25 protein-coding genes are annotated in these 20,117 nt (G+C 61.5%); 10 read left to right on the top strand and 15 right to left on the bottom strand.

What is annotated here, in order from left to right; genetic code table 11:
* Window positions 1-45: 45 nt before the first annotated feature.
* Genes VWZ85_RS06830 through VWZ85_RS06820 form a run of 3 tightly spaced genes read right to left on the bottom strand, consistent with a single transcriptional unit; the run spans window position 46 to window position 2,946 of the window.
* Window positions 46-1,548, bottom strand: a complete 1,503-nt coding sequence (locus tag VWZ85_RS06830) for a TRAP transporter large permease (RefSeq protein WP_416542943.1) — start codon at window positions 1,546-1,548, stop codon at window positions 46-48.
* The gene (locus VWZ85_RS06825; RefSeq protein ID WP_340547382.1) at window positions 1,548-2,144 is read right to left on the bottom strand and encodes a TRAP transporter small permease subunit; all 597 of its coding nucleotides are present in this window, start codon (window positions 2,142-2,144) and stop codon (window positions 1,548-1,550) included. Before VWZ85_RS06825 ends, VWZ85_RS06830 begins: the two co-directional genes overlap by 1 nt.
* Window positions 2,137-2,946 carry an N-formylglutamate amidohydrolase gene (locus VWZ85_RS06820; protein WP_416587510.1) on the bottom strand — a complete coding sequence of 270 codons (810 nt, stop codon included), beginning with the start codon at window positions 2,944-2,946 and terminating at the stop codon, window positions 2,137-2,139. The genes VWZ85_RS06825 and VWZ85_RS06820 overlap by 8 nt, the downstream gene beginning before the upstream one ends.
* A 150-nt stretch (window positions 2,947-3,096) precedes the next feature.
* Here VWZ85_RS06820 and VWZ85_RS06815 point away from each other — a divergent pair, with 150 nt between their 5' ends.
* Complete coding sequence (locus VWZ85_RS06815) at window positions 3,097-3,969, top strand: MurR/RpiR family transcriptional regulator (RefSeq protein WP_416587509.1); 873 nt, start codon at window positions 3,097-3,099, stop codon at window positions 3,967-3,969.
* A gap of 105 nt (window positions 3,970-4,074) precedes the next feature.
* Here the strand turns inward: VWZ85_RS06815 and VWZ85_RS06810 are convergent, their stop codons facing one another.
* Complete coding sequence (locus VWZ85_RS06810; protein ID WP_340547379.1) at window positions 4,075-4,389, bottom strand: hypothetical protein; 315 nt, start codon at window positions 4,387-4,389, stop codon at window positions 4,075-4,077.
* Window positions 4,390-4,508: 119 nt separating this feature from the next.
* Here VWZ85_RS06810 and VWZ85_RS06805 point away from each other — a divergent pair, with 119 nt between their 5' ends.
* A complete protein-coding gene (locus VWZ85_RS06805; RefSeq protein WP_340547378.1) occupies window positions 4,509-4,673 on the top strand; it encodes a DUF1328 domain-containing protein in 165 nt (54 codons plus the stop codon).
* A 192-nt stretch (window positions 4,674-4,865) separates the two neighbouring features.
* Window positions 4,866-5,363, top strand: a complete 498-nt coding sequence (locus tag VWZ85_RS06800; RefSeq protein WP_416587507.1) for a Dps family protein — start codon at window positions 4,866-4,868, stop codon at window positions 5,361-5,363.
* Window positions 5,364-5,548: 185 nt separating this feature from the next.
* On the opposite strand, the gene VWZ85_RS06795 is transcribed toward VWZ85_RS06800, so the two are convergent.
* Window positions 5,549-6,364, bottom strand: coding sequence for a response regulator (locus VWZ85_RS06795; protein ID WP_340547376.1), 816 nt, complete (start codon window positions 6,362-6,364; stop codon window positions 5,549-5,551).
* Between the two features lie 96 nt (window positions 6,365-6,460).
* Here VWZ85_RS06795 and VWZ85_RS06790 point away from each other — a divergent pair, with 96 nt between their 5' ends.
* Genes VWZ85_RS06790 through VWZ85_RS06775 form a run of 4 tightly spaced genes read left to right on the top strand, consistent with a single transcriptional unit; the run spans window position 6,461 to window position 10,502 of the window.
* Window positions 6,461-6,652 (top strand): NepR family anti-sigma factor, encoded by a 192-nt coding sequence (locus VWZ85_RS06790; RefSeq protein WP_340547375.1) that lies wholly within the window; start codon window positions 6,461-6,463, stop codon window positions 6,650-6,652.
* Window positions 6,652-7,197, top strand: a complete 546-nt coding sequence (locus VWZ85_RS06785) for an RNA polymerase sigma factor (protein ID WP_340547374.1) — start codon at window positions 6,652-6,654, stop codon at window positions 7,195-7,197. The genes VWZ85_RS06790 and VWZ85_RS06785 overlap by 1 nt, the downstream gene beginning before the upstream one ends.
* A 1-nt stretch (window position 7,198) precedes the next feature.
* Window positions 7,199-8,977: a sensor histidine kinase gene (locus tag VWZ85_RS06780; RefSeq protein WP_416595442.1), complete on the top strand. Its 1,779-nt coding sequence runs from the start codon at window positions 7,199-7,201 to the stop codon at window positions 8,975-8,977.
* Complete coding sequence (locus VWZ85_RS06775; protein WP_416587504.1) at window positions 8,952-10,502, top strand: phospholipase D family protein; 1,551 nt, start codon at window positions 8,952-8,954, stop codon at window positions 10,500-10,502. The genes VWZ85_RS06780 and VWZ85_RS06775 overlap by 26 nt, the downstream gene beginning before the upstream one ends.
* 73 nt (window positions 10,503-10,575) lie before the next feature.
* Here VWZ85_RS06775 and VWZ85_RS06770 read toward each other — a convergent pair whose 3' ends face one another.
* The 4 genes from VWZ85_RS06770 to VWZ85_RS06755 form a co-directional block, all read right to left on the bottom strand.
* Window positions 10,576-11,598 (bottom strand): AI-2E family transporter, encoded by a 1,023-nt coding sequence (locus VWZ85_RS06770; RefSeq protein WP_340547371.1) that lies wholly within the window; start codon window positions 11,596-11,598, stop codon window positions 10,576-10,578.
* Between the two features lie 62 nt (window positions 11,599-11,660).
* Window positions 11,661-12,413, bottom strand: a complete 753-nt coding sequence (locus tag VWZ85_RS06765; protein WP_416587503.1) for a hypothetical protein — start codon at window positions 12,411-12,413, stop codon at window positions 11,661-11,663.
* Window positions 12,406-12,816, bottom strand: coding sequence for a phage holin family protein (locus VWZ85_RS06760; protein WP_340547369.1), 411 nt, complete (start codon window positions 12,814-12,816; stop codon window positions 12,406-12,408). The genes VWZ85_RS06765 and VWZ85_RS06760 overlap by 8 nt, the downstream gene beginning before the upstream one ends.
* Window positions 12,816-13,346, bottom strand: coding sequence for a hypothetical protein (locus VWZ85_RS06755; protein ID WP_416587502.1), 531 nt, complete (start codon window positions 13,344-13,346; stop codon window positions 12,816-12,818). Before VWZ85_RS06755 ends, VWZ85_RS06760 begins: the two co-directional genes overlap by 1 nt.
* A 263-nt stretch (window positions 13,347-13,609) precedes the next feature.
* Here VWZ85_RS06755 and VWZ85_RS06750 point away from each other — a divergent pair, with 263 nt between their 5' ends.
* Entirely contained in the window at window positions 13,610-13,807 is a 198-nt protein-coding gene (locus VWZ85_RS06750; RefSeq protein WP_416587501.1) for a CsbD family protein, read from the top strand.
* Between the two features lie 107 nt (window positions 13,808-13,914).
* On the top strand, window positions 13,915-14,424 hold the full coding sequence (locus VWZ85_RS06745; RefSeq protein WP_416587500.1) for a pyridoxamine 5'-phosphate oxidase family protein: 510 nt from the start codon (window positions 13,915-13,917) through the stop codon (window positions 14,422-14,424).
* Window positions 14,425-14,515: 91 nt separating this feature from the next.
* Here the strand turns inward: VWZ85_RS06745 and VWZ85_RS06740 are convergent, their stop codons facing one another.
* The 4 genes from VWZ85_RS06740 to VWZ85_RS06725 all read right to left on the bottom strand — a co-directional run bounded on the left by VWZ85_RS06740 (window position 14,516) and on the right by VWZ85_RS06725 (window position 16,889).
* Complete coding sequence (locus VWZ85_RS06740; RefSeq protein ID WP_416554516.1) at window positions 14,516-14,701, bottom strand: PLD nuclease N-terminal domain-containing protein; 186 nt, start codon at window positions 14,699-14,701, stop codon at window positions 14,516-14,518.
* A 33-nt stretch (window positions 14,702-14,734) separates the two neighbouring features.
* Window positions 14,735-14,998 (bottom strand): Rho termination factor, encoded by a 264-nt coding sequence (locus VWZ85_RS06735; RefSeq protein ID WP_416542936.1) that lies wholly within the window; start codon window positions 14,996-14,998, stop codon window positions 14,735-14,737.
* 98 nt (window positions 14,999-15,096) lie between these two features.
* Window positions 15,097-16,551 carry a mechanosensitive ion channel family protein gene (locus VWZ85_RS06730; RefSeq protein WP_416554520.1) on the bottom strand — a complete coding sequence of 485 codons (1,455 nt, stop codon included), beginning with the start codon at window positions 16,549-16,551 and terminating at the stop codon, window positions 15,097-15,099.
* Window positions 16,552-16,763: 212 nt separating this feature from the next.
* A complete protein-coding gene (locus tag VWZ85_RS06725) occupies window positions 16,764-16,889 on the bottom strand; it encodes an entericidin A/B family lipoprotein (RefSeq protein WP_072505423.1) in 126 nt (41 codons plus the stop codon).
* Between the two features lie 415 nt (window positions 16,890-17,304).
* Here VWZ85_RS06725 and VWZ85_RS06720 point away from each other — a divergent pair, with 415 nt between their 5' ends.
* Window positions 17,305-17,886 carry an exopolysaccharide biosynthesis protein gene (locus VWZ85_RS06720; RefSeq protein WP_416536654.1) on the top strand — a complete coding sequence of 194 codons (582 nt, stop codon included), beginning with the start codon at window positions 17,305-17,307 and terminating at the stop codon, window positions 17,884-17,886.
* A gap of 6 nt (window positions 17,887-17,892) precedes the next feature.
* On the opposite strand, the gene VWZ85_RS06715 is transcribed toward VWZ85_RS06720, so the two are convergent.
* Entirely contained in the window at window positions 17,893-19,173 is a 1,281-nt protein-coding gene (locus tag VWZ85_RS06715; RefSeq protein WP_416587627.1) for an amidohydrolase family protein, read from the bottom strand.
* The gene (locus VWZ85_RS06710; RefSeq protein ID WP_416587499.1) at window positions 19,173-20,117 is read right to left on the bottom strand and encodes an ABC transporter permease; all 945 of its coding nucleotides are present in this window, start codon (window positions 20,115-20,117) and stop codon (window positions 19,173-19,175) included. Before VWZ85_RS06710 ends, VWZ85_RS06715 begins: the two co-directional genes overlap by 1 nt.

Genomic DNA, 20,117 nt, shown 5'->3' with positions numbered 1-20,117 from the left:
TCTCCATGTTGAATGTCCGGCCCCCTTGCGGAGCTCTTCTGAGGGTTATTTTCCGTAAACATAGTCCGGCAGCCACAGGGCAATCTGCGGGAACATCATGACCAGGGCGAGTGCGACCACCATGACAGCGGCAAAGGGGATGATTGAGACGTAGATGTCTTTCAGCCCGATTTCCGGTGGCGCCATCGCCCGCATCAGGAACAGGTTGTAGCCAAAGGGCGGCGTCATATAGGCGATCTGGGTGGTGATGGTATAAAGCACACCGTACCAGATCAGATCGAACCCCAGCGCCCCCACAAGCGGCACATAAAGCGGCGCCACGATCACCAGCATCGCGGTGTCATCAAGGAAGGTGCCCATCACGATAAAGCTCAGCTGCATCAGGATCAGGATCATCCAGGGGCTGAGACCCAGCTGCGTGGTGAACAGATCCTCGATCGCCTTCACCGCGCCCAGACCATCAAAAATTGCGCCAAAGCCAAGCGCGGCGAGGATGATCCACATGAACATGCAGGAAATCCCCAGGGTGGAGCGCACCGAAGTTTCAAACACCTCCTTGTTCATCCGACCTTTGAGAATGGCCGCGACAAAGGCGGTCATCGCACCAATGGCGGAGCTTTCCACCAGCGAGGTCCAGCCATTCACAAAGGGCACCATCATCGCGGCAAAGATCGCCAAGGGCAGCACGCCGGAGAACAGCAGGCGGTATTTTTCCTTCATGAAGACATCATGATAGAAGATCGGAATGCCTCTGGTGACAAAGGCCAGAACGGCACCGGCAAGAGCCACGCCCATTGCGGGTTTTGCCTCGATGATGCCCATCTTGACCACCAGCGGCACCAGCACCAGAAGGGCCAGAACGATGTAGTTCAGGCGCAGCGGATGATCGCTGATGCGCTCATATTCGGCGAGATCCTCGGGGCTCATGGCGGGGCCGAGTTCGGGCTGCATCCGGGCGCGCAGATAGATGTAGATGATGAACATGGCCGCCATCAGCAGACCCGGAACAACACCGGCGAGCCAGAGCTGACCAACCGGCTGGCGCGCGATCATCGCATAGAGCACCAGCACGACGGAGGGCGGCACCAGAATGCCGAGGGAGGATCCGGCCTGAATGGTGCCGGTGACCAGCGTCTTGTCATAGCCACGGCGCAAAAGCTCGGGCAGGGCGATGGTGGCGCCGATGGCCATACCAGCCACTGACAGACCGTTCATCGCCGAGATCAGGACCATCAGACCAATGGTACCAATCGCCAGCCCGCCTTTGACCGGTCCCATCCACACGTGAAACATCCGGTAGAGATCATCTGCGATCTTCGATTCCGACAGCACGTACCCCATGAAGATGAACATTGGCAGCGTGAGCAGAGGATACCATTTCATCAGCTTCATGGCCGCGGAGAAGGGGATTTCACTGCCGCCAGTGCCCCAGAGCAGCAGACCGGCCACAGCGCCGACGAAACCGATTGCGCCAAACACACGCTGACCGGTCATCAGCATCAGCATCATGCCGGCAAACATCATAATGGCGATGAGTTCATAGGACATTAGAAGTCGTCTCCGCGAAGGCGTCCGAGATCACGGAACAATTCAGCAAGGCATTGCAGCAGCATCAGAAAGACGCCGAAACAGAGGATGGTTTTGATCGGCCACATGAAGGGGCGCCACGCGGTGGAACTGCGTTCCAGATAGCCGAGTTTGGCGCTGGCGGCATCGACGCCTTCGCTCACAAGGATTGTCAGCAGCTCTCCGAAGAACTGAAACGGCTCAAGCCCGAAATACCCCAGCGAATAGGCGGTGGAGCTGACGGCGCCATAAAACAGGATCCCCAGGTAGAACATCAGGAACAGCACGGTGACAGCATCGACCATGGCCTTGGTCTTGAGCGACCATGCGCCATAGAACAGATCCATCCGTACATTGCTGCCCATCTGGATCGAGTAGGGACCACCCAGAATATAGTAGGCGACCATGACAAACTGCGCGGTCTCCAGCGTCCAGAGTGACGGGTTGAAAAAGGTCTTTGACACCGAGGACCACAGAAGCACCCCAACCAGCACAAAGATCAGATACATGGCGAAACGGCCAATCACGCGGTTCATCGCGTCGATGGCGCGTACATAGCTCTTGATGGCACTAGGCATTGGCTGCCTCCTTACTGGTCAGCGCGCTCAGGGCCGGGCGCAGCAGACACAGCAATTCGTCTGTCATGGCGGCTTCCTGTTCCGGGGTCTGCAACAGATCGTTACGCACTTCGATCATCACATTGGCCAAACCATTGTTCTGACCATGTAGCACCAGCGAATGTGTGACACCGTCCTGCGGGCCATAGGGCGCGTTGCGCTCGATCTGGCGGTCGGGCAGGGCCGGGGTGGCCTCCAGCATCGCATCGGCCAAGCGGCTGTCCGCATCGTGCAGGATGCCGATTTCGACGCTGCGCGGGGTGCCGTAAAAGATCGGGGTAAAGCTATGGACCGTCACCAGCATCGTCTCGCGACCTGCGGCCCTGCGATCAGCGATCACCTGCGCCACGGCCGCGCAGAAGGGGGTGTAGACGCTGTCGACCCGTTCGGCCCGCGCCGCCGCATCCAGATCACGGTTGCCGGGGACGTCGATCAGTTCCGATTTCGCGGGCATGGCACTGGCAGCTTCGGGCGGGCGGTTGCAGTCATAGACCAGCCGCGACACCCGGCTTGCGACCAGCGGCGCGTCCAGAGCCACCGATAGACCCTTGGCCACCGCCAATGCGCCGGGATCCCAGGCGGCATGGCTGGCGCGGTCATCCTCCGACAGGCCAAGCCCCTCATACCGCGCCGGAATGTGGTTGCTGGCATGTTCGCACAGCACCAGCACATCGCCGGTGCCCGCTGCATTCCAGATCTCTACTGCCTCGTTGGGCAGTTCCGGTGCGGCGGCAGATGGAGCGTTGGAATCGCTCAGTGACATTGGGTACTCCCTGATTTTGGAAAAATGTTTTCACGTACGACTTTTTGTGTCAATATATTTTCAGCATCAGTTTGATCCCCTCGTGTCGGGGATGGCCCTGTCTTTGGGGCAGTGCATAAATTGTAGGCAAACCAGAGGGATAGCCGGACAGTGACAAAACCGCCCGCCGCCGTGCGCGAACTCATCCGGGAGCAATATGCAACCCTGACCCAGGCAGAGCGCAAATTCGCAAATGCCCTGCTGGCCAATTATCCGGCGGCTGGTCTGGCCTCTATCACCATTGTTGCCGCCAATGCCGATGTGTCGACACCCACCGTGGCGCGCATGGTGCAGAAGCTTGGTTTCAAAGGATATCCGCAGTTCCATCAGGCCCTGCTGAAAGAGCTGGAGGCAAAGGGATCCGGCCCGACCCAGCGCCGGGCCAACTGGGCGTCGGAGGCGCCGGAGGGGCATCTTCTGAACAGATTTGCACAGGCGGTGACCGACAACCTCAGTCAGACCTTTTCCAACGTCGATTCAGAGCAGTTCGATGCGGCGGTCCGGCAGCTGGCCGATACTGAGGGTCGGCTCTATGTGGTTGGCGGGCGCATCACCCGTGCGCTTGCGGATTATGCCTTCACGCATTTTCAGGCCATTCGCCAGCGGGTCACACATATGACCTCCTCCTCGGCGACCTGGCCGCATTACGTGCTGGATATGGTGGAAGGCGACACGCTGCTGATGTTCGACGTCCGCCGCTATGAGACCAACCTGCAACGGCTGGCCGAACTGGCCTCGGAACGGGGGGTGCGGGTGATCTTGATCACCGACCAATGGTCCAGCCCCATCGGATCTGTGGCGGCGCATACCTTCAATTGCTGGGTGGAAATCCCCTCGGCCTGGGACTCAAACATCTCAACCATGATGCTGCTGGAGGCGATGATCTCGGCCGCACAGGAGGAGCGCTGGGACGAGACGCGCGCGCGCTACGAGAAACTCGATACAATCTTCGACACCACGCGGCTGTTTCGCAAATTCACCTGAATCCCCTCGCAGCCGTGGTTGTTCATAGTCAGAGAAACGTGTCCAACAGATACAAAAAAGGGAGGCCGCTGGCCTCCCTTTTTTGTATCTCGGAATTTAAGTGTTTCAGTAGCGGTTGCGGACCGCAAGGCCGATCAGCACGCCCAGCCCCAGCGCGCCAGCTACGGCAAGCGCCGGATTCTTCTTCACGAATTCCTCACTCTGGGAGGCAAGCTCATTGACGGTCTGGGACGCGGTTTTTGCACCCTCGGTCGCCATCTCACGGACCGCCTGAGCATTGCGTACCGCCATATCCTCCAGCTGTTCGCCAACCTCTTTGGCTTTTGCCGCAATCGGTTGGGACGCCTCTGTCAGGGTGTCCTGCTTGCGTCGCGCAGCGGTCGATTTCTTCGGTTCAGTCTGTGTCTGAGTTGCAGCCATGATGAAGTCTCCTTTCCACCACTCAACGTGCGCCGAGCCGCGAAAGTTCCATGGAACCATCGCCGCGCGGTCTGAGTTGGGACGGTATCACAGCACGACATGATATGAAGGAGAGGACCATGCTCTACTGGGCTTTGCTATTCTTTGTTGTCGCAGTCATCGCTGGCCTCTTCGGCTTTGGCGGTGTGGCGTCTGCCTCTGCCGGGATCGCGCAGATTTTGTTCTTCGTGTTCCTTGTACTCTTTGCCATCGCCATGGTGGTTCGGGTGGTAAAGGGCAGATAGCGTGGAGACGACAATGCGAAAGCGATGAGGGGCGGATGCTGTGGCGTCCGCCCATTTTCGTTGCTCATCTGTCCCCGGCGCCTGCGCGTCTGACATCGGTGAGAAGGTCTGACACCGGCGAGAAATATGGGAACCTCTGTCAGGAGCACACGTTGGGGTGGTGAGACCGACATAGACAAAGGAGATGATAAGATGAGCGAAGCGCTTTCAGTTGTGCCCAGCCGTGATGACGTTAGCACCGGTGTCCGTGACACCTCGGTGATCGCCAGCGGGCTGGCCGATGTGCTGGCCGATACCTATCGCCTCGTGTTCAAGACCCATGCCTATCACTGGAACGTCGAAGGGCCGGCCTTCTACTCGGTCCATAAGCTGACCGAAGAGCAGTATGAGAATATGTTTGCAGCGACCGACGAGCTGGCGGAACGGATCCGCGCGCTGGGGCATCTGGCGCCGTCGAGCCTTGCCGATATCGTCAGCCGTTCGAAGCTTGAAGACAAAACCGGCTCGCTGACGGCTGCGGATATGGTTGAGGATCTCGCTCATTGTCATGAACGCGTCGCGCACCGCCTTCATGCGCTGACCGAGCTGGCGGGCGATCGAAAGGATATCGTTACCGAGGATCTGGCGACGGCGCGCTCCGCCTTTCACGAGCAGGCCGCCTGGATGCTGCGCGCCATCGCCAAGGGCTGAGGCCTGACGAAAGCTTAGGCACCGCCTGACAGGATGATCCGGCACGAGAGACGCGCGCGGCGGTGATCCCGGCGCGGCGGCGATCTCAAGCGAAAGAGCGGAAAACATCCGCAACAGCCGTCCAGACACAAAAATAGCCGCCTAATCACAGGCGGCTATTTGATCGAAACAGGTTTGCGCCTGGTTCAGGCCTTCAACGTCTCGGTTGAGGAGAAGAACATCGCCTGGCTGACCGCCGAGCGAACCTGATCCTCGGTATAGGGCTTCGAGATCAGGAAGGCAGGTTCCGGCCCTTCGCCGGTCAGCAGCCTTTCGGGGAAGGCAGTGATAAAGATCACGGGGCAGTCGAAATGATTTTCAAGGATCTTGTTCACCGCATCAATGCCGCTGGAGTTATCCGCAAGCTGGATATCCGACAGGATCAGATCCGGTGTCTCTTCCCTCGCGAGTTTCAGCGCGGCATCTTCAGTCCGGGCAATGCCGGTCACCCGATGTCCCATTTCGCTGACGATCCCTTCAAGATCCATCGAAATGATCGCCTCATCCTCGATGATCATGATGCGACCCGATGTGGATTTCGACATCTCCTGATAGGCGATCTTCACCAGCTCACTTGCTTCATCGGCGCCGATTTCCATGATCTGCGCCACCTCTGCGGTGCTGAAATCCTCAATCGTGTGAAGCAGAAGCGCCTCGCGGGTATTCGGGGTAAGCGCACGCAGATGCTTCTGCGCCTGGGTCTCCAGCCCGCTGTCGGGCATATCCAGCTCAACCGGGGCACCGCTGGAACTCCAGATAACATGGAAAGCGCGGAACAAAGCCACCTTTGCTTTCAGCTCAGCCTCATAGCGGTCCGGCTCGGCCAGGATCGCCTCCAGAGTTGCAAGGGCATAGGTGTCACCGCTGGTCTGGCTACCTGTCAGCGCCCGCGCATAACGGCGCAGGAACGGCAGGTTAGACCCGATCTGATTAGCAAGAATTTCTCCTGTCGGGGCGGTCATTTGATATGTCCCTTTTTTTCTGAATACATATGGAACCATACGTCTGGTCACTGCGTTTGGTTCCAGAGTGTGCGTAAAAAAATATAGTTGGATCGTATGGAAAAGCACAAGGCAACAGAAAAACGCGGCGACGCGATCGAGCGAGAGATCGACAGCAACCTGAAAAAGGCGTTTGATACGCTTGCGTCGGAGCCTATCCCCGACCGGTTCGCAAATCTTCTCGACCAGTTGAAAGCCAAGGGCGCAGCGCCGATCGAAAGCGCCAATCGTGATGAGGATGACTCCTGATGGGCGATCCCAGAGACGAGCTGGTGGACCACCTTGGTGCCATGCGTGCGTTTGCCATCAGTCTGACCCGGAATACGGCCATGGCCGATGATCTGGTGCAGGATACCTTGGTGAAAGCCTGGACCAATATCGACAAATTTGAGGAAGGCTCCAATATGCGGGCCTGGCTCTTTACGATCCTGCGCAACACGTATTACTCTCTACGCCGTAAACGCCGCCGCGAGGTGGAGGACGGCGATGGCGTCCTGTCCGAGCAGCTTTCGCAGAAACCTGATCATGACGGGCGCTTGAACATGCGCGATTTCAACAAAGCTTTCGAACAGCTGAACGATGAACAGCGCGAGGCGCTGATCCTGGTTGGCGCCGGCGGGTTCTCTTATGAGGAGGCCGCAGAAACCTGCGGCGTCAAGGTCGGCACGATCAAGAGCCGGGTGAACAGAGGCCGGGCGCGGTTGGCCGAGCTGATGAATCTGAGCGAAAACGAGCCGCTGGAGCTAACCGACACCGTAACTGCAGGCATCGTGTCGCAGCAAAGCGTGGCCTGATATGAAACTGGGGCGGGCACTGGCTGGCGGGCTGTTTTTTCGGCTCGCCGCTCTCATGACCTTGGCATTGCTGCCATTGGGCATGATTGCCATCTATCAGACCTACACGGTGATAGATGAGGCCGCGCGCCTGTCCCGGATGGCCATTCTTGCCCGCACCGAACGGGCCGCTATGGGAGAGCGGGAGCTGTTGCAACGCACCGGCGGCGCCGCTGACGCCCTGGCGGCGGCCACCCTGCCGCTGCGCAATCAGCCAGCGGCCTGCAACCTCGCCCTGGCCACCTTTGTCAAAGCGCAGCCGACCTATTCCTTTGCAGGCCTTGTCACGCCCGAGGGGCAGCCGGTATGCAGTTCCAAGGATGTGGGCGCCGCGATCGCCGAAACAGCATTTTTTGCAAAAGCGGTCGCGCGCGGCGCGCTGACCTATGGGGTGGGGCGCAGCCTTGATGGAAATGGGGATTTCGAACTCTCATTGACAACGCCGGTTCGCGAAGGTGGCGAAATCGTCGGCTATCTGACCCTCGCCATTCCGAAAAGATTGACCAGCGCGTTTTTCACCGAGAGCTGGCAGCTGGAAGGCATCCGTTTTGCCACAATTGATCGGGACGGCGATATCCTGTCCTCTTCGGAGCCGCTGCCTCAGGCCGGGTTGATGCTGCCCCAGACACCCGCGCAGTCGGATCTGATCAGGCGGTCTGGCGACACGTTCTTTGCAACGTCAAAATCCCAGGAAGAACGGTTCTTCGCGGTGAGCGACATCGTTCCGGGCCAGGTCGCCGTTGTGGGAAGCTGGCCAGCTGCACAGGCGCAGATGGCAACAGGCATGGGCGGCTGGGCCTTCACCCTGGCCTTTCCGGTGTTGATGTGGCTCGCAGGCATGGTCGTCGGCGTATTTGGCCTGCATCGTCTTGTTATCCGCCATCTCAGTGACCTGCGCGCAGCCATGCGGCGCTATGCGCTAGGCGAGCGGAAACAGGCCCAGCTGGATCTTCTGAACCCGCCGCGCGAATTTGCCGAGGCCCAGCAGTCCTTCAACCGCATGGTGATGATCCTCAGCAAGGCCGAAGAACGCCGGGAGATCGACCTGCGCGAGAAAACCGTGCTCCTGCGCGAAGTGCATCACCGGGTAAAGAACAACCTCCAGCTCATCGCCTCGATCATGAACATGCAGGCAAGATCGGCGCGCTCGGACGAGGCGCGCAACGTGCTTGCCCAGCTTCAGCGCCGGGTGCGTGGGCTGGCGGCGATTCACCGGTCCCTGAACACCAATCCAGATGTCACCACCGTGGATGCGGCCGAGCTTATTACGGCTCTGGCCAAGGAGATTGCCTCCCTGTCGCATGGGCGCGACGGCGCGGTCGCCATCGAAACCGATCTGGCCTCGGTCCAGCTTAATCAGGACGATGCGGTGAATCTGTCGATGCTGGTGGCCGAAACGCTGACCAATGCTGTCAGATTTGCGGGTGTAGACGGCGACGGGCGACGCGTTGTTGGTGTCTCCTTTGCCGAACAGGAAGGCGGCTACTGTCGTCTTACCATCCGCAACGCGCTGGACCCGCAGAACGGGGCCGAAAGCGAAGAGCGCCAGTTCACCAGCGGGCTCGGCGCACGGCTCATCAAGGCCTTCGTCGCACAGCTCGAGGGTGAGGCCAAGACGACGGAAACAGAAACAGAATTTACCTATGAGGTCGTCTTTCCGCATAGCGACGACACGGCGGCACAGGGGCTTGCGGAAAAAAGGGGTGCGAACGACAATGCCGACCTGCGAAACACAGGATGACGCGGCGACGGATCCAGAGGTCTTTGAGGTTCTGGTGACCGCTGCCGAGGCATGGCCTGCGTTTGAGCGGGCGGTGCTCAGCGCCAAAACAGAGGTGCGTGCCAGTTTCCGTATTTTCGACTTCTCTACCGCATTGCTGAGCGACGAGGCGCGCGCCATCGGCGAGACATGGGCGGATCTGGTCGAACATGTGGTTGCCCGAGGTGTCCATTTTCATCTGGTTGTCAGCGATTTCGACCCGGTGATGGGCCAGGAACTGCATCAGAAAACCAAACGCACCGTGGCGCAGGCGCAGGAAATCGCCGTGCGCCTCGCGCGCCGCGCGACCGATGATCCGGTCGGTGACCTTCATGTCGAGGGCGCGCTGCATCCGGCGCGGGCAGGTCTGTTGCCACGGTTGGCCTTTGGCCCGTTCATCAAGATGAAGAAGAACAAGATCTCGGACCGCAGGCCAACCGGACCAGCAGGCGCCACCGGGTTCCCCAGTCGTGGCCTGTCCGATACCCCCGACGATGGTCTTCTTCCCGAAGTGCGCCCGGTCACCCACCATCAGAAACTGGCGGTGATTGACGAATCCCTACTCTATGTCGGCGGGCTGGATCTCAACGAGCGCCGCCGCGATACGCTGGAGCATGATGAGCCGTCACAGCAGACCTGGGCGGATGTCCAGGTGCTGGTCAGCGGCCCCGAGGCCCGCGAGGCCGCGCAGCATTTGCGGCATTTTCAACGCTATGTCGCGGGCAAGGAACACCCGCCCGAAGGCAAATTGATCCGCCGGACGATTTCCGCGCCGCGTCGTTTCGGATTCTGGGCGCTGTCCCCCCGCACGGTATTGCGCGAGATCGAAGAGGATTATCTCGCCGCCTTCGAACGCGCTGAACATCTGATCTATCTCGAAACCCAGTTTCTGCGCTCCAGCGTACTGGCCGACGGGCTCGCCGCTGCCGCCAGACGCAACCCGGACCTCTCTCTTATTCTGGTGCTGCCCGCGCTGCCCGATGATGTGGCTTTTGAGGGCAACCGGGATCTGGATGCGCGCTATGGTATGGCCTTACAGGGGCAGGCGCTGGACACATTGCAAGCAGCTTTTGGCAGCCGCGCGACCATCGCCAGCCCGGTACAGCCGATCCTGGCCGATCGCGAAGCGCCCTCGGTGCTGGCAGGCTCACCGGTGATCTATGTCCACAGCAAGGTGCTGATCGTTGACGATAGTTTTGCGATGGTCGGGTCTGCGAACATGAACGGGCGGTCGATGCGCTGGGACACCGAGGTGGCGCTGCGCATCACCCGCAAGGACCGCGTGGCCGAAACCTGGCGCGCGATGTGCAACCACTGGTGGGATCAGGGCCAGATGCCGGATGAGGCGCGCAGGCTGGAGACAGCGTCGGACTGGTGGCGCGCAGAGGTCGCACGCAATGGCCTGCGCCTGCCGGAGTCGCGCAACGGCTTTCTGGTGCCCCATGATCCGGACAAAATGGCCGATCTTCAGCAGCCCCTTCCGGGCGCGACCGAGGATGTGGTCTGACCCGACGGGATGACAGGGCCTGATGGCGCGACTGGGGCGCGCATGCGGCGGCCCGGCGGCCCGGTGGTCTGGCTCAACTTGGCTGGGTATCGGGGCCTTGTGACCGGCGTGCCTCTGAGGAGGCGCGCAGCAGCTGACCGGCCCACAGCAACGTCGGCAGCGCCACGATCGCGCCCACCGGACCCCAGATCCACAGGCCAAAGACAATCGCGAGAAACACCACCAGCGGGCTCAGATGCAGCTGATGACCGACAAAAGCCGGGGTGACAAACTGCGCCTCGATAAGGTTCAGCCCAAGGAACAATGCCGGCGGCAGCAGCGCCGCCGCACCGCCAAGCTGGGTCATCCCGACGAATGTCAGGCCGGTGATCATCATCAACGGGCCGAGATACAGGATGAAGTTCAGCAGCATGGCTGCCAGCCCCCAGATCAGCGCGCTGTCGATGCCGATCACGGCAAGGCCGATTGCGGTGGCGACACCAAGCCCTGCGTTGACGATCGTCACAGCAGCGAAGTAGCGCGCCACCTCATGTTCCGCGCGGTAGAGCCGTTTGCCCAATGCCCCCGCAGCAGCATAGATATCCGTACGTGTCAGCACGAAGAAGAACAGCGTGCCGATGAAGATAAACACCTGCGCACCAAAGTTGGGCGCCACCCAGAGCGCATCCATTAGCGTCGGAAACCCGCTGGCCACATCCGCCTCGGCGCCGCGTGTCCCGACGGTTTGTTCAATCTCTTGGCTGATGGCTTCGATGCCGCGCAGAAGGCCGGACATCATGTAGACCCAGCTTTTGATTTCACGTTTGATTTTGGGGAGATCTTCAACAACGCCCGAGATCAGAGGCTCCAGCGACAGGAATAGCAGCACGATGATGGCGCAGGAGAACAGCAGAAGGCTGCTCGCGACGATCACGCGGGCCACGCCAATGCCCTGTAGCCGGTCGGCAATGGGTGAGACGACAATCCCCACCACCACGGCAAATATGATAGGCGCAAGGATCGGTTTGGATACATAGAGTGCAAGGCCGAGGGCAAGTGCCGTCAGAATGAGCAGCATCATGCGCGCCGCACGGTCGGACAGCATCGAATTGAGCATGGCGAATGGCCTTGTCTGAGAGAAAACCCTCCGGCCCGGTCGGGCCAGAGGGGAGGTTAGCGTCAGTTCAGCGAGGCTTCCAGCGCCTCGCGGCCTTGGCTGAGCTGGTCGTGCAGCGCGGTCTCGCCTTTGTTGGCCAGCTTGCGTAACTCCTGTTGCAGGGTGTCGCGCGCCTCAGCCATCAGGGCGTCGCGTTTGGCGCCCAGCAGTTCATCTTCCTGCCGGGTTTGCGGCAGCAGGGCCGCGACAATCGCACCAAGGCCAAAGGCGAGACCGCCGGCAACCAGTGGCTGCGCTGCGATGCCATCCTGTGACGCGCGGCTGAGCTTTGCGGCTCTGCGTTCCAGTTCTTCCTGGATCTGGATCGCTGAAAGACGTGCCTTTCGCACCTGCTTGCGCGCTTTGGGAGGCAGTTTGTCCAGCCCGTGGTCCAGCGCCGCACGCAGACGCCTGGCGCTGGGGCTTTTGCGCTGGCCCGCATCGGGGCTGGGCACGTGAGCCATCTCAGCGCTGGTCGACGCGGCCACCGGTCCCGCCGGTTGCGCCTGTCCTTCCGGATCACGTCGCTTGCCGGCTCCCGACATCAGCAGCGCGATGCCGGTGCCGACGAGCGCCAGCGCGGCCGGGTTCGCACGCGCGGTCGACCACAGCTGCTGCGAAATCTCACCGCCATATTGCGATGCGGTTGCAGAAACTTCCGTCGCGATGCGCTCCGGCGACAGGCTCGCCGCCAATGTGTCGAGGGATTTGGACAGCGCCACCCGGTCACGGGCGATTTCGGTCTCAAGCTCGGTCAGATCGGTATCATCAGACATGGCGTGTGGTCTCCTTCAAGGTCTTGAGGTCGCGTTGCACGTTCCGCAGGCTGCGATCCGGCATAAGGGCTGAGGGTGACAGGCGGTTGACGCCCAGCATAACCAGCCCCACGGCAAGGGCGATCAACGGCCCGCCGACGATCAGCGCGGCGGTCCCGACGCTAAGGCCCATAGCGGTGATCGCGGCGACAAGCGCGGCTGCAAGGACATGCAGCCCCACAATGGCCAGCACGGCACCCACCGCGATCATCGCGATGGCAACACCGGCGCGCGACAGGTTGCGCGACAGTTCTGCCCGCGCCAGTCGCAACTCGTCCTGAACCAGCTGCGACATCTGTTTGAGCACGGTCACCAGCAGTCCCGGCGCCTGTGACGGGCTGGCAGAGGTGTTCTGATCTTCCATCACGAAACCCTCCGCGTCGGGCTCTGCGTCATGCCGCCACGGCTGTAGTCACTGTCGCTGGCCGGGGAGCCGTCACCGGCCTCATAGGCGGTCCATGGGTCGCCTGTCGCGTCATCGGCGACGGCGCGGTCCGACGTGGCGTCCGGCGCTGTCGACTTCAGGAACCGGGTTGCGGCAAAGCCGAGAAGCGCAGCCCCCCCCAGAAACAGCATCGGGTTCTTGCGGGCAAAAGCGCCGGTATCGCGCAGTACTTTTTCCAGATCGGCTGTCCGGATGGTATCCGCAACCTGCTCCAGCCCCTGAGCCAGCTGCTGGGCGGCCTGAGCCTGAAGCGAGCCTTGCGGCAGCTCGGAGGCAGCGGCATCAGCAGCACGCGCAACGGCGGCGGCCTCACCTGCGGCTTTGCTCTGGGCTTTCTCCGCGCGTGCTCTGGCCTCGCTGCGCAGCGTCTCCTGCGCCTGTTCCGCGAGTTCCGTCGCATGTGTCTTGGCGCGCTCGATGTGGCGTGAAGTCGTGTGTTGATCGGTCATGTGCCTCTCCCGTTCTGTTTGGATGGCTTGTGATCCCAACGCGGCCTGCGACGGTTGGTTCCCGATCTCTCTGGACTTCTGTCTGTTCCACCTCGCGGTGCCCAACGCGCGATCATGAACGCCGACATGGCAGCGCCCTCTGGGACGCGGACTCCAGAGCAGTCTTCGCGATCGGCGATAGCGCACCGGCTGAGATTTCGGGGAACCAAGCCGATACCGGCACGTTGACTAGGCGACGATACCCAAATGACAGGAGCCAAGACATGAATGAGCAACAGATCAAAGGGAACTGGGCAACCCTGAAAGGCAAATTCCATGAGGCCTATGGCGATTTGACAGATGATGATGTCGAGAAGGCCAAGGGCGACCGCGAGCAGCTGCTTGGCCTGTTGCAAACGAAATATGGCAAGGCCCGCGAAGAAGCTGAGCGCGCGTTGGATAAGTTCTTCGCCTCAGTCTGACCCCTCCATCTGATGTCCTGTGGTTTGGCTGCCGGACAGGCGGCCGCAAACTGCGCGGGGTGACACTCCGACCCCGCCTATCGAATTGAGACGAAAGGAATTTTGATATGGCACGACAGACCGAAACCCAGCAGGAGGCGATCTCTCAACTGTGGCACCAGTTGGAGAAACGCCGCACTTCGATGCTGGCTGTGCGTGACAGCGACCAGCATCCGCAGCCGATGACGCATTTCGCGGATGCAGAGAATGGCGCGATCTGGTTCATCAGCTCCTCCGACAGCGATCTGGTCCGGGCAATCGGCCTTGGTGCCGACGCCCAGTTGACCCTTGTCTCTGACGGTCAGGATTACCACGCAAGCGCGCGCGGACCGCTGGAGGTCACCAATGACCCCGATAAGCTCGACGAGTTGTGGAGCTTTGCCGTCGGCGCCTGGTTTGAAAAGGGCCGTGACGACCCCAAGGTGACATTGCTCAAGATGACCCCGCGTGAAGCAGCGGTCTGGGCCTCGCAGGGCAACGCCGTTCTGGTCGGCCTGAAGCTGCTGCGCGCCAGCCTGAGCGAGACCGAGGGCCACCCGGATGTCGGCGTGCACCACGTGCTTCAGCTCAATACCTGATCGTCAGCACATCGCGCGATCACGAAAAATGGCGCTGTCCCGTGTTGGGGCAGCGCCATTTTTTAACGTTTCAGCCTTCGGTCAGATGTGTTTATGCCTTTCGCGAGCGGGGGCCGAAGAGCAGCCAGCAGATGAAGCCAAGGATCGGCAGGATCAGCACGAAAACAACCCAGATGACTTTCTTTCCGGTGCCTGCGTTGGACCCGACAATCGACACGATTGCCCAGATGGATAGCAGCAGGACGATCAGCCCGCCGATGCCAGCATATTCTACCATATATAATCTCTCCTTGTCGGGGTATGGTCGCGGTCAGGCGCTGCGCAGCGCCTCGATCAGCGCGTCCTTGTTCATAGTCGAGCGCCCGTCGATATCCAGCTCGCGGGCGCGGTCCATCAGCTCGTCTTTGGTCCAATCCTCATATGGGGGCGCCTTACCGCCCTTTTCAGATGGGGACATGTCATCATTTGCCTGCGCGTTGGCTATGGCGGCAGCCTTCGACTTGCCATAGCCCTTGTCGCGCAGGGCCTTATAGGTGTCTTCCTTCTTGATGGATGCGCTGTGGTCGTCGGCCATGGGGTGCTCCTCTTTTCCAAGCGCAACGCAGAACCTGAATAATTTGTTCCGCCCTCCCATATTGCCGCATTGCCATCTGGTCGTGGCGATTGGCGTCATCACTCCGCGTTCTGCCCGTCGCTCAGCAGGTCGCCGCCACCATCGGGGGCGTTGCGTTCGCGGGCGGCGGCCTCCTCATTGGCGTCCTCGACACGGGCTGGATCCGACGCTGCCGGCAGGGGGGTCTCGGCCGGGGCGGCGGCAGGTTTAGGTGCCGGGGCCTTCTGCGATTGCTGCTGGGCCACGGGTAGCAGGCTCGCGGCGTCCCGAGCATCAACACGCAGGCGGTAGATCGGCTCCGGCAGGCCAAACCCATTGCTTTCCAGCGCGGTCTTGGCAATCCGAATGGCCTCGCCACGGGCTTTTTGAAAACTGCTCTGGGTCTGATCGACCCAGCCGGTGAAGGTCAGGATCACATTTGAATCGCCAACCTCCTTGACCCAGGCACCAACCGATGGATCCCGCAGGACAAAGGGCAGCGATTGCAGGGCATCAACCGCCGTCGACAGGGCCGCGGCCAGATCGGCGTCGGCATCAACACCCAGTTCAAACTCGAACCGCCGGTTGGCATCGCGGGTGTAGTTGACGATCCGGCCCTTGAAGACGGTCGCATTGGGGATGCGGATATGGTTGCCTTCGGGTGAGATCAGGATGGTCGCGCGTGAGGTCAGCCGGGCAACGGTCCCCATATCGCCTGCAATCTCGACAAAATCATTCGGCCGAAACGGTTGCCGCAGGCTGAGCAGAATAGAGGCGATGAAATTCTCCACCGTGTCGCGCACCGCAAAACCAACCGCCAGACCAGCAACACCAGCGGCCCCCAATACGGCCCCCAGCAGCGCTGTTGCGTTGAGGATATCCAGCGCCACCACCAGCCCAAGGACGATAAAGGCAATGCGCGCCACACCGCTATAGACCTCCGCGATAAAGGAGTTTGGCGCCAGACGCTTCCAGATCCGCAGCCGCGTCGTAAGCAGCCAGCCAAAGGCGGAAATCATCACGAAAACCAGCATCGCGACAAAGAAAATCGGTGCATTGGCAATGATATTTCGGGTCCGCTCCTTCAGCCGGGAAAAGGCCGAGTCGAGCCGCTCATCAAGCCGCCCATTGATCGCGGTCCGGTTTTCGATCGCCACGACACCGTCAATGCGTTCGACCATCGTGGTCAGCTGGGTCTGGCGCGGATTGTCCAGAACCTCGCCCGACAGGGTCACAACGCCACTCGACACAGAGACCCTCACCTTGTCGAAGCCGTCGATCTCTCCCAGCAGCTGGACAATCCTGCGGCGGATCTGGGCGTCCGGGGCGGCTTTGCTATCGAGCTGGATTGCGCTGTCGGTCTGCACCGGATCGCTGGTCGCCTGAGCGGCGCCGGGATGCGGCAACAACAGGCAGAATGTCAGCGCCATGACACTCAGAAGCAGCGCAAGCCGGGATTGACGGAATGCCCGGGCCAGGGGCCGGGCGGCGGCGCCGACGGGATGGGGGGAGCGGCGGGCAGGGCGGTGGGGCATTGGCATCCTCGGTCTGGAACGCATCGAAAAGGGGCGCGTGGCCCGCTGGTTGTAATACCCGTCAGGCCATTGATCGCGTTGCAATGGTTCTTCGAGTTACGGGGAACGTCAACCGCCGACCGCCATCAGCACCGCAATATCCGGATACGCGCGGGATCGGACAGAAAAACCCCGCCAGAACTGGTCTGACGGGGCATGAATCGGGCGGCGCTTTACTGTGCTTCCTGAGATTCCTCGGTGATCGCGTCGCCAAGGTCGGAGACGTCACGGCCAAAGCCCTCGGTTGTTTCGCAGGCAGCCAGACCGGCCAGGGCAAGAGCGGCAATAATCAGTCGCATGTCAAATTCCTTTTGTTTCGCGGCGCGAACGCCGGTGTCAGATCCAAGTATCAGTCCCGAAAAATCGGGGCCGGTGTCGCACCGGCGGAGTATGGGGCGCGGGCAAAGCCCAGTCGCGGCCCCGGGTGGCCCCGATCTGGCGGGGCCTGCCCCGTCTCGTCACGGGGTTGCGCTGGGCTAACGCCTCTGCTGCCGGATCGGTTCCCGCCGAAGCTGCTGGCAGTCAAAGAAAAACACCTGACCTGCCTCGGGGGCGAGCGGTGTTGTCGTGCGCATTGTCCCGCGCTCGCCGGAACCGCAGGCGCGTCGAAACGTTTGCTCTCCAGAGACACAGAACAGACACGGAACCCGACGCGTGACAGGTCGGACAGAGCGCCGAAGCGCGCACCGCAGGCCAGACAGGAGGCAGATCACAATGACAGCGCAGGACCATCCCGTCGGCGAGATAATCGAGGCGACGACCGAATTGCTGGAAGAGGACAGCATTAGCGTTGCCGAGGTTGTCGAGGATCTTGGCCATTCCTCGATGGCGGCGACCCTGTTGCTGCCCGCGATGGCGGTGGTGTCGCCGCTCAGTGGCGTGCCGCTGTTCTCGACTGTCTGCGGGCTGCTGATCTTTCTCATCGCCGGGCAAATGGCGCTTGGCCGGGATCACCTGTGGCTGCCGGATTGGCTCCGCCGACAGCGGATCTCCTCGGAGCGGGCGCGCAGGGTGCTGGGGCCTATGCGCCGGATGGCCCGATTTCTCGATCGCCATACCGAGGCGCGGGTGAAGATCCTGCTGCGCCAGCCCTTTGTCACAGTGCCGCGTATCCTGTGCGCCCTTTCTGGGCTGGCGATGCCGTTTCTTGAACTGGTGCCCTTCAGCTCTTCCACTCTGGGGGCGGTGGTCAGCAGCCTTGCCGTCGCGATGCTGACCCGCGACGGGCTGGTAATGCTGGTGGCGCTGGCGCTGCTGGCGGTAGCGGGCGTCGGCCTGCCTTACCTGCTGCTATGACGGGGATCAGCCCGGCAGGGTGTGGCGGCGCCGGACCTGTGCAGGGCGACCGGGCAGCGACAGCGCAGCATCGCCGCGTGCGCTGCGGCTGATCACCTTGCCCTTTGCCACCACTGCCAGACGGGCAGGCCGCAGGCGCAGTGCCTCGGTCGGGGTCGCCGCATCCAGCACCACCAGCGAGGCGCAATCGCCTTTCTTCAGCCCATAGCCGTCCAGCCCCATGATCGCGGCATTGTTCTCGGTCACCATGGTGAAACACTGCGCCATCTCGTCCGGGTGGGTCATCTGCGCCACATGCATCCCCATGAAAGCCACGTCCAGCATGTCGCCGGTGCCAAGGCTATACCAGGGATCCAGTACGCAATCCTGCCCCCAGCCCACCGTTACGCCATGGGCCAGCAATTCCTTCACGCGGGTCAGGCCACGCCGCTTGGGAAAGCTGTCGTGGCGACCTTGCAAGACGATGTTGATCAGTGGATTGGGGATGGCGGCAATCCCGGCTTCGGCAATCAGCGGCAACAGCTTGGAGACGTAGTAGTTGTCCATCGAGTGCATGGAGGTGAGATGGCTGCCGGCCACGCGCCCCTGCAAGCCGTGGCGCAGCGTCTCCTGCGCCAGTGTCTCGATGTGTCGCGACAGCGGATCATCGGTTTCGTCACAATGGATGTCGACCTGCAATCCACGATCCGCAGCGATCTTGCATAGATCGCCCAGAGACTCCGCACCATCCTGCATACTGCGTTCGAAATGCGGAATGCCGCCCACCACATCGACGCCCATATCCAGCGCGCGGATCAGGTTCTCGCGACCATTCGGCGCCCGGTACAACCCATCCTGCGGAAAGGCGACCAATTGCAGGTCGATGTACTCCTTGACCGCCTCGCGGACCTCCAGCATCGCGGTCACGCCCCGCAGGTGGTCGGGCGTGGTATCGACATGGGTGCGGATCGCCAGCAGTCCCATGCTGGCCGCCCAGTCGCAATAGGTCAGGGCGCGGCTGACCATATCCTCGACACTGGCCTCCTCGCGCAGCTCTCCCCAAAGGCTGATGCCCTCCAGGAGTGTGCCAGAGGCATTGACCCGCGGCAGCCCGTAGGAGAGCGTCGCATCCATGTGGAAATGCGGATCGACAAAGGGGGGCGTGACCAGATCGCCGCTGGCCTCGATGGTTTCTCTGGCCGCCGCGTCAATGGACGGCGCCACCTCGGTGATGATGTCACCGGTGATGCCGATATCCGCGACCGAGCCATCGGGCAGCGTGCCGCCCTTGATCAACAGATCCAACATCATCTTTCTCCCTTGTTGAATGGCACCATCAATGCGGCAGGCACCTCGGCGCGGCGCGACATCACGATCAACGCCAGTATCGACAGAATATAGGGCATCATCAGGAACAGCTGGTAGGGCACGACCGCGCCGATCCCGGTCTGTTGCAGGCGGATCTGCAAGGCATCAAAGGCGGCAAAGAGGATGGCGCCCAACACTGCCTTGCCCGGTCGCCACGCGCCAAAGACCACCAGCGCAATGCAGATCCAGCCGCGCCCGTTCACCATATCGAAAAAGAAACTGTCAAAGGCCGAAAGCGTCAGGAACGCGCCTCCCACGGCCATCAGGCCGCTGCCCACCACCACCGCCCCCATGCGGATCGCGGTCACTGACAGCCCCTGTGCGGCCACTGCCGATGGGTTCTCACCCGCCGCGCGCACCGCCAGCCCCAGCGGCGTTCGGTAGAGCACATAGGCACAGAGCGCCCCCAGCACAAAGGCGGCATAGGTCAGTGGTGTCTGTGAAAACAGGGCCGGGCCGACCAGCGGCAGATCCGACAGCAGCGGGATTTCATAGGGCTGAAACGCCTCGATCTTGGGGGGCGAGGACACCTCCGGCAGCACCACGCGGTAGGTGTAGAAGGTCAGCGACGTCGCCAGCAGTGTCAGCCCGATGCCCACCACATGCTGCGACAGCCCGAAAGGCACGCTGAGCGTCGCATGCAGCAGGCCAAAGGCCATGCCGGTCAGCAGCGCCACACCAACCCCGCCCCAAAGGGGCAGCCCGGCCCAGACCGCGATCCAGCCGGAGAAGGCACCCGCGACCATGATCCCCTCGATCCCGAGATTGAGCACGCCGGCCCGTTCGCAGATCAGCTCCCCCAGCGTGGCAAAGATCAGCGGCGAGGCGATGCGGATCGCAGCGGCCCAGAAGCTGGCGGAAAGCAGGATTTCGAGAATGTCCAT

Origin of the sequence: Phaeobacter sp. JH20_29 (assembly GCF_048056175.1) — a bacterium.
GTDB lineage: Bacteria > Pseudomonadota > Alphaproteobacteria > Rhodobacterales > Rhodobacteraceae > Phaeobacter > Phaeobacter bryozoorum.
Note: the sequence above shows the minus strand (reverse complement) of the source record. Positions and strands in the feature narration are given on the sequence as shown.

Coding starts and splice junctions, on each gene's coding strand:
- VWZ85_RS06830 (WP_416542943.1), bottom strand. CDS start 1,548: ATGTCCTATGAACTCATCGCCATTATGATGTTTGCCGGCATGATGCTG.
- VWZ85_RS06825 (WP_340547382.1), bottom strand. CDS start 2,144: ATGCCTAGTGCCATCAAGAGCTATGTACGCGCCATCGACGCGATGAAC.
- VWZ85_RS06820 (WP_416587510.1), bottom strand. CDS start 2,946: ATGTCACTGAGCGATTCCAACGCTCCATCTGCCGCCGCACCGGAACTG.
- VWZ85_RS06810 (WP_340547379.1), bottom strand. CDS start 4,389: ATGGCTGCAACTCAGACACAGACTGAACCGAAGAAATCGACCGCTGCG.
- VWZ85_RS06805 (WP_340547378.1), top strand. CDS start 4,509: ATGCTCTACTGGGCTTTGCTATTCTTTGTTGTCGCAGTCATCGCTGGC.
- VWZ85_RS06800 (WP_416587507.1), top strand. CDS start 4,866: ATGAGCGAAGCGCTTTCAGTTGTGCCCAGCCGTGATGACGTTAGCACC.
- VWZ85_RS06795 (WP_340547376.1), bottom strand. CDS start 6,364: ATGACCGCCCCGACAGGAGAAATTCTTGCTAATCAGATCGGGTCTAAC.
- VWZ85_RS06790 (WP_340547375.1), top strand. CDS start 6,461: ATGGAAAAGCACAAGGCAACAGAAAAACGCGGCGACGCGATCGAGCGA.
- VWZ85_RS06785 (WP_340547374.1), top strand. CDS start 6,652: ATGGGCGATCCCAGAGACGAGCTGGTGGACCACCTTGGTGCCATGCGT.
- VWZ85_RS06780 (WP_416595442.1), top strand. CDS start 7,199: ATGAAACTGGGGCGGGCACTGGCTGGCGGGCTGTTTTTTCGGCTCGCC.
- VWZ85_RS06775 (WP_416587504.1), top strand. CDS start 8,952: ATGCCGACCTGCGAAACACAGGATGACGCGGCGACGGATCCAGAGGTC.
- VWZ85_RS06770 (WP_340547371.1), bottom strand. CDS start 11,598: ATGCTCAATTCGATGCTGTCCGACCGTGCGGCGCGCATGATGCTGCTC.
- VWZ85_RS06765 (WP_416587503.1), bottom strand. CDS start 12,413: ATGTCTGATGATACCGATCTGACCGAGCTTGAGACCGAAATCGCCCGT.
- VWZ85_RS06760 (WP_340547369.1), bottom strand. CDS start 12,816: ATGGAAGATCAGAACACCTCTGCCAGCCCGTCACAGGCGCCGGGACTG.
- VWZ85_RS06755 (WP_416587502.1), bottom strand. CDS start 13,346: ATGACCGATCAACACACGACTTCACGCCACATCGAGCGCGCCAAGACA.
- VWZ85_RS06750 (WP_416587501.1), top strand. CDS start 13,610: ATGAATGAGCAACAGATCAAAGGGAACTGGGCAACCCTGAAAGGCAAA.
- VWZ85_RS06745 (WP_416587500.1), top strand. CDS start 13,915: ATGGCACGACAGACCGAAACCCAGCAGGAGGCGATCTCTCAACTGTGG.
- VWZ85_RS06740 (WP_416554516.1), bottom strand. CDS start 14,701: ATGGTAGAATATGCTGGCATCGGCGGGCTGATCGTCCTGCTGCTATCC.
- VWZ85_RS06735 (WP_416542936.1), bottom strand. CDS start 14,998: ATGGCCGACGACCACAGCGCATCCATCAAGAAGGAAGACACCTATAAG.
- VWZ85_RS06730 (WP_416554520.1), bottom strand. CDS start 16,551: ATGCCCCACCGCCCTGCCCGCCGCTCCCCCCATCCCGTCGGCGCCGCC.
- VWZ85_RS06725 (WP_072505423.1), bottom strand. CDS start 16,889: ATGCGACTGATTATTGCCGCTCTTGCCCTGGCCGGTCTGGCTGCCTGC.
- VWZ85_RS06720 (WP_416536654.1), top strand. CDS start 17,305: ATGACAGCGCAGGACCATCCCGTCGGCGAGATAATCGAGGCGACGACC.
- VWZ85_RS06715 (WP_416587627.1), bottom strand. CDS start 19,173: ATGTTGGATCTGTTGATCAAGGGCGGCACGCTGCCCGATGGCTCGGTC.
- VWZ85_RS06710 (WP_416587499.1), bottom strand. CDS start 20,117: ATGGACATTCTCGAAATCCTGCTTTCCGCCAGCTTCTGGGCCGCTGCG.